This is a genomic window from Pseudocitrobacter sp. RIT415 (genome assembly GCF_003057695.2).
Classification (GTDB): domain Bacteria; phylum Pseudomonadota; class Gammaproteobacteria; order Enterobacterales; family Enterobacteriaceae; genus Pseudocitrobacter; species Pseudocitrobacter faecalis.
Map to the genome: position 1 here is coordinate 84,555 of NZ_QBJC02000020.1, position 7,218 is coordinate 91,772.

The window sequence follows — 7,218 nt, forward strand, 5'->3', positions numbered from 1 at the left end:
AGTTGTGAGGGTGGCAGCGGATGATAACGGAGATTAGGCTGGGGGGCGAATTATTTGGTTAAGTATTTCAGGCGGAGTGGCGGGTTGATTTCCCTGACCAATAATTTATGATCTGTTGCAATTTAACCGAATAATATCCTTACAGGCTTTACTTAATGAAACACAATTCTTTGCTTATTGTCGTTGCCACTGTTTTATTTTCAGGGGCAACCTTCTCGACACATGCAGGGCTTTTTAGCAGCCCTATAGACCTATCAAAACCTTTCATATGTAAGGATATTTCCCCAACACCGCTGCATATAACCGAAAAGGGCTTAATCATGGGGGGTGTTGTGTATCCTTTATACAATCCTAACGCAGCCTCGACACCAAAACTGACCAACGCAATATTTCGTAGTAAGGATAACCTGGAAGAAATAGACGTCAGGCAAGATGCTGAAGACGGAAAAGTAGATGTCAGTTATATGAAATTTAGCATCAATCCGGACGCGTTAGCCAATGATGCGGCTATTGAAAATAGCAAAATATTTGAAAAGGGAAGCTTTAAGGCTTATAACCCTGGTCCCAAATATTACTCCAAAAACCAGGGTTGCCAGCAGTAACACTTATTCGCGTCTCTGTGTATATGAAAGGCCCATATGAAGCAATCTATGAGCCTTCATCATGGCGTGGCATCTTCGAACTAAGGTGTATCGTCATATTCATACCGACAAATCGTATTTATCCCTCGCTGATGGCTTTTAATTCCCGTATGCAGGTGTAACGCTTTGGCTTCATGCACCCAGAAACTGCCGCCTGCCTGTGCCTGTGGGTGAAAAAGAGTGGCTTGCGGATACCTTTCGCTAAGTGCGCCTTGACTCAACCCAAACCATTTCCGCGACACCTCACGAAACTCGCGTGTGGTTAATAGCCGCCCCCCGATCCTTTCACAGCGTTCGCGGGCGGTAGAGAAATTATTATCGACCGTGCCCTCACCGACAAGCCAGTTATTCACAACGAAAGGATAGTGTTGCGTATTTCCCGTCTTGCGGTTACGCAGCGTCAGGGTATTAGAAAGTTCATGCGCCTGTGGCTGCCGTTTCATCACCAGCGTTACTCGCCCTTCCTGATGGGGTCGAATCTCCAGCCAGTTATGCGCCACGCTAAAGACGACATCGTTCAGATTGAGCGCTTCATGATTGCTGCTCATGGTCACCGTAGCGCCGGTAAAACCGACACTCAGAATACTGGCAGTACGAAAACCAGAATTGGTGGGCGAGTGAAAGCTAATGCGCTTGAAATAATCATTTTTTTCAGCGGCGGAAAGTGTAGAGGTCAAAATAAGTGGGGCGACACAGAATATCCAGGCCAGGGGTTGCATCGGCGTCCTTTCGAATCGTAGCAGTCTCTTCAGGCAGCATAGCGCGGCGGGTTGCGGTTTAAAGCATTTTTACCTTATTAGAAAATACCTGTGAAATCTTCACGCTTTAGCCATTAAAAACGGGCCGCAAAGAGAGTGCGGCCCGCTGATACTGCTACACGTTATTATCAGAATGCATATTTAATGCCCAGCATCCCCTGCGTATCACTGTAGCCTTTGTCGCCCACTTGTTGTGCCACGTTCCCCCAAATCTGCAGGTATTTATTCAACTGCCCTTCCACGCCTACCTTCAGCTCACCGAGATTACGCGCGCCCTCCTGGTAGCTGGTGACGCCGTTCATCTTGACGCCATAGGTCTGCGAATTGTAGATCCAGTTAGCTTCAACGAATGGCTGGAAGTCACGCGTTTTTCCTTCGTCGATGGCATTGTGGCCTTTAATATACGCCCTCATCCCCAACCGCGTTTGCAGATTCCCCTCACTCTTGTCCTTCACACGGGTGCCGTTTGCTTCCGTATGGTTATCCGCCTGCACATCCATCCAGGTCAGTTGCGCTTTCGGTTGCAGCCAATAGCTGGAACGTCCTGAATCATCCGCACCCAGCAAGAAACTGTAACCGGCTTCAACTGAGGCGGTGATGCCGTCAGAGTCATACTTCTCACTCGCCAGGCCTTGACCGGAGACGTTGTTATCGAACCAGTTGTAAAGGATCCAACTGTCCAGATAGGTGCCCGTTTTATCCGCTTCATTCGCGTACCACGTGCCGTAGAAGCCCACACTATAGCCGGTTATCTGACCATGCGAACGATAGCCCGTCACATTGGATTTGGTGTTGCTCTTACTATTACCATACCCGGCCATCATCCCGAGGTGCCAGCGATCCAGCCCGTTACTACTCCATTGAGCAAGATCTCCGCCAAGCTGCACTACATAGCGGTTGCTTTGCGTTTCAAGCTGCCCTTTCGCGGTATCGAAGCGATTGTGTCCTCCAACCTGACGTAACCACAGGCTGGTCACTTTATGTTCGCCGGTCAATAAATCCGTGTACTGCGTATCGCCTAAACGATCGTGCAGACGGGTGTTGAACAGCGTATTTGCCGCCGCCAGGTTCGCGATATAAGAAGCGCTTTCCGGGCGATATGTGGATGGGCCTGTCGGGTCAGTGGGATCGACAGGGTCTACCGGGTCTACAGGATCAACGGGGTCAACAGGGTCAACAGGGTCTACCGGGTCGGGATCAACCGGATCGGTTGGCTGCGTGTTGGTCAGGTACCAGTTCGCGGCATTTCCCCCTGTACCTCGCCCAAGGAAGTACTCATAACTGCCTGCAACAATACGCCCGGACTGCACGAAATCACCCTCAGAGCGTCCAACCACCTCAATAATTTCAATCCCGTTAATCGTTTTCGCACCGCTGCCTCCCGCGTTGTTCACCACAACATGCGTAGTCCCTGCGGTATCCCCCATAACAACCAGTTTATCGGTCAGGGAGCTATCATCACCCAGTACGGAATTCATTACCAAGGTACCGTTATCACCCGTGTAATTACCGCTGACTGTGAGGATATTCCCCACCGTGGAGCCTGCCAGTTGTACGGTGCCCGCATTATTCAGCGTACCAAGGTTAAATTGGGTCGCGCCTGTTGAACTCCCGTAACCCGTAAGACTGGTGAGCGCGTTGTAAGCAGCGATAACGCCTGCGTTGTTCACCACGCCAGCCACGGTGCCGGTTCCTGAGAGTATGCCGCCATCGGTAACCTCAACATCGCCGCCCAGCTCAGAAGACGCTGAGCCTTCCTCACCAACGACCAGCGAACCCGCCGTAATCTGAGTGATACCGCTGAAGCCCGACATGGACGAACCCACGCTAAGCGTTCCCGCACTCTTTTTCACCGCCAGCCCGCTGCCCGTGACGGTATTCGCTAACAACCAGTCCTGAGCATTGTTGAAAACCAGCGTACCGTCATCAATGATGTTAGCGGTGCCCAGATTCTCTGCCTGAGACGCCTGCAGCGTAGCGTCGCTATCAATCTGGAATAGCCCGGCAAACGTACTGTTATTGCCCGATAGCGTAACATCTGCCCCAGCCAGGGTATGGACTTTACCCGCCCCCGCCAGCGCAACCGATGCCGTTCCCGTTGGTGAAGAAGTCCATGCCGCATTTTCCTGACTCAGTGAACCGAAGGTGAGCGTGTCATCCGAGCCCGTCAGGGTAATGCCCTGGGCATGATTAAAAGCACTTGCCGTGTTCAGTTTGAGTTCGGACCCCCCCTTAAGCGTAATCTCGCCCATATAAGCTGTCTGATCGCCGTTGACCATCACCACACCTGGGTCGATGGTCAGAGCGCCATCACCTGCCAGCGTTCCCGTTTCAATTGCACCGCCAAACGTATCACCCGCTGTGCGTTGGCTCTCGGTGATAGTCAATGATCCCGAGAGAGTCATCAGGCTTCCGGCCGCCGTATTAAGCGCGCCGATAGACTGGCTGTGACCTTGCATATCTGCTGCTGTCCCCTCGGCCAGATTGAGCGCAGAGGTTTGCCCCAACACATTATTGTTTGCCATTACCAGCGTGCCGGAACGCACATCCGTTTCACCTGTGTAGCGATTACTGCCGTTGGAAAGTGACACCTGCTGTCCGGTGCCAGCCGCAATTGCCAGATCGCCCACGCCAATCACCTTCGCGGCTAAATCGGTCGCGGCCCCCGTCGCGCCATCGGCAGGTGTCAGAACCAACGCTTCATCACCGCTTCCCAGCAAATTGACCTGTTGCAGGCCGTAGTTCACATATAAGCCATCGGAAGCGGCCCCGGCGGTAAGGCCAAAATCATAGGTGCCTTCGGCCACTTTGACCCCGTTTTGGCTGAGATCCAACGTCCGCGCGTCAGAGATTGCATCGCCATTTTGATCCACTAACTGAATGCTTCCGCCCGTACCGGTCACACTATTAGCATTGACTAATTTCACACCCGCACCCTGATCGTCCTGTTCAAGTAGCGGTAGTCGGCTATCAGGAATCGGTTGCGTATTATTAAACTCTGCTGGCACATTCACCTGTACCGTTCCAGTACCAGAGATATCAAGCTTGTCCGCCGTAATCACGCTGACGGCCGTTTTGTCCGCAGGCGCGTCGGCATTGAAAATAGCCTTACCACCGTTAAAAGTCAGGCCGCCAATATGTTGATGGCTATCCGCAGCAGTGCCATCGCCCACGGTCGTGATATTGCCTGCATCAAGTTGCAGGGTAGCCTGCGTTAAAGCGGCCGTGTTGTCGCCAGTTAGGGCGAAGGTGTTATTGGCCAGCGCGACAGTCCCTTTAAAGTCAGAGCCGACATCTGAAGAGAAGTGGAATGCTTCGCCCTGATTTGATGCGCGTAAAGTGCCCTCACCGGTCAGAACGTTGTTAAAGGTAAATTCGCCGTCGGCGAGAGCCGCAAGCGTGGCTTCAAGCGCAATGTTTGCTGCGCCAGAGCTCAGGTTGATCTGAGAGGTGGTTGTGGTCGCATCAAGCTGTAATGTGCCCTTCTCAACATTTGTGCCACCGGCGTATTCGTTGATGCCAGTCAGCATCAACGTGCCTTCCCCGGTTTTACTCAAAGAGCCGGAACCGGTAATCAACTCATCAAGGGTGTTATCGAAACCATTGGTATCGACAGCCCCTCCGCCTGCACCCAGCACAAAATCAGCGGTATTGATATCAGCCACCGCACCATAGCGTAGCGTGCTACCGTTATCGAGGGTCAACGACGTGAGGTTTGAATTCCCGGTCATTTCCCAGACGCTACTCTCGCCATCCATAGAGAGGTTGAGGGTTCCTGCCGTTGAAGAGCCAAGTTTGGAATCCGTCACCCCCACAAATTGGCTGCCATTTGCCATATTAAGAGAGACCAGCGCTTTGCTTGCACTGAGGATATTTCCATTAATGTTATAAATCCCAGAAACATCGGTACTGGTGCTTACATCATGGGATTTTATAATTGCCGATGCGCCTGTTGCGTAGATCGCTGAACCTGTCCCTACAGTGATATCAGCATCACCAGAAAGATAAATTTCAGCTAATTTATTTGCGGTTGTTGAAGAAGCATACAAGCCATTTGCGGTATTACCGGTTGTTGAAATATCAACATTCCCCAGTGAAATCATGCCTAAACCCCTGGCATAGACGCCATGCGCATTATTACCCGTGGTTTTTATTTTACTGTCGCCATTAAGATAAACTTCTGCCTTTCCTTTCGCCGTTTTGAAGAGAGCAGCAACGCCAGTATCTTGACCTGCGAATACAGCATAACCTGAATCTCCCCCACCATTGGTCGTAGTGGTAATATCGGCATTTCCATTAATTGTTATTGTCGATTTTGCATTTTCATTTTCCGACGAAGCGTTAGCTCGGATCCCCATTCCGCTCGCGACAATGTTAGCATCACCATTAATCGTTACTTCAGCGCGGTTTATTCCGCTGTTGAGTTCTCGGCCCAGGTTGATACCATCAGCACTGGAACCCGTTGTTTCTGATTGATAGTTCTGTATAACAACGAAGCCGCCCCCCGCTTTAGTATGGATCCCGTCTGCAGCAGTCCCCGAAGTATTCACCGTAAGGTCGTTGAATTTATAGGTTGAGCCATCATTCAGATAGATAGCCCATCCGGCCAAAGGTGCAACCGTGCCCTCAGCTTCCGTTCTTACACGCACCTCCTCATAGTTGGTATAATCGCGTCCATTACCATTTGGATTGCCCGAACCACTATAATAAAGGACATTATTATATTCAAAAATGTCAGCATGGGCTGCAGGTGCCTGCAATGCTGTATACATCAATGCCAGAGAAATATATATCGCTATCTTTTTTTGCCTGAGTGGGATCGTTCTCATACAGAGCTCCTTGGGTTTCCCCTTACTTCACTGTTAATGGTGATGGTTTAAAAAATGAATAGCCGTCTTCTCGCAGCAGCAGGCCGCAAGTAAAAAACAATGAATATCTGCTAATAAACAGAGCAATAGCTGCTCTGCCATTTCAGAAAATAAAATCCCAATCAGTCATCTGTCCACAAAGCACAGGTTCTTTGCGTTAATGCACGGATAATACCAGGTACAGAACTGGTTGAGTCTAAAACGGCTGTAATATTATTTGTTTTAACCTGCCAACATAACGCCACCGGGACTAACATCGGGCTGGCAACAATCACGATCTTGCCTTGTACCTCCGGAAGTTTCTGTAGTACCTGAGCTAATGTATGCCGTGTAAGATGAATAAATGTGTAATCACAGGAAAGTCCTTTTTTCTGCATTTCAGATTTAAGTGCAGCTATGCCCAAACAAAAATAAATGTCATTCTCGGGAAAACAATCCCTATTACTGACAATCAATGACACCTCCCTGACGCACATAAATGCAACGAATCACAGGCTAGAAAACGTATCCTGCTGGTTTGCCTTAATGAGCTGATTTCTTTCGCTAATGTATTCTTCTACATATTTATGACCACTCATCTTCTCATAAGCTAACAAAAGCGTATCCAGAACCTCAGCATCCACGCATCCCGACTTACGTAATTTCCTTAATGCATCACGGAGTATAATCTCCACAGTTTTCGGAAAATCACATTGCTCAAAAATACTTTCAAGATGCAAAAAAATGGCGTCCTGGTCATCCTCAAGCAATAGATACCTGAGCGTAAGCCTGATGGTCTCCGTTTCCCGATCATACATAGCCATAATAAACCTCACACACCAGGAAAAATCTGAGTTCACAATGAAACCACGCCCTATCAGGAGCATTAAAAAAATATATTCACCATGTCTATGCATACTCAGAATTGTGTAAAAAAGAGGATTATTCCAATCGTTTTTATAAGAAGAGAAA

The 7,218-nt window shown here is 49.5% G+C and carries 5 protein-coding genes; 1 reads left to right on the top strand and 4 read right to left on the bottom strand.

The annotated features are described in order from the left end of the window. Positions 1-155: 155 nt before the first annotated feature. Positions 156-602 carry a hypothetical protein gene (locus DBY68_RS17915; RefSeq protein WP_108474493.1) on the top strand — a complete coding sequence of 149 codons (447 nt, stop codon included), beginning with the start codon at positions 156-158 and terminating at the stop codon, positions 600-602. Between the two features lie 80 nt (positions 603-682). Here DBY68_RS17915 and DBY68_RS17920 read toward each other — a convergent pair whose 3' ends face one another. The 4 genes from DBY68_RS17920 to DBY68_RS17930 form a co-directional block, all read right to left on the bottom strand. Continuing rightward, positions 683-1,360, bottom strand: a complete 678-nt coding sequence (locus DBY68_RS17920) for a hypothetical protein (protein WP_108474494.1) — start codon at positions 1,358-1,360, stop codon at positions 683-685. A gap of 167 nt (positions 1,361-1,527) precedes the next feature. Next, on the bottom strand, positions 1,528-6,048 hold the full coding sequence (locus DBY68_RS17925; RefSeq protein ID WP_158529128.1) for an autotransporter outer membrane beta-barrel domain-containing protein: 4,521 nt from the start codon (positions 6,046-6,048) through the stop codon (positions 1,528-1,530). A gap of 341 nt (positions 6,049-6,389) precedes the next feature. Next, on the bottom strand, positions 6,390-6,722 hold the full coding sequence (locus DBY68_RS22825) for a hypothetical protein (RefSeq protein ID WP_146745481.1): 333 nt from the start codon (positions 6,720-6,722) through the stop codon (positions 6,390-6,392). A gap of 33 nt (positions 6,723-6,755) precedes the next feature. Beyond that, positions 6,756-7,218: hypothetical protein (locus tag DBY68_RS17930; RefSeq protein WP_233503907.1), on the bottom strand; the 463-nt coding region annotated here is incomplete at its 5' end.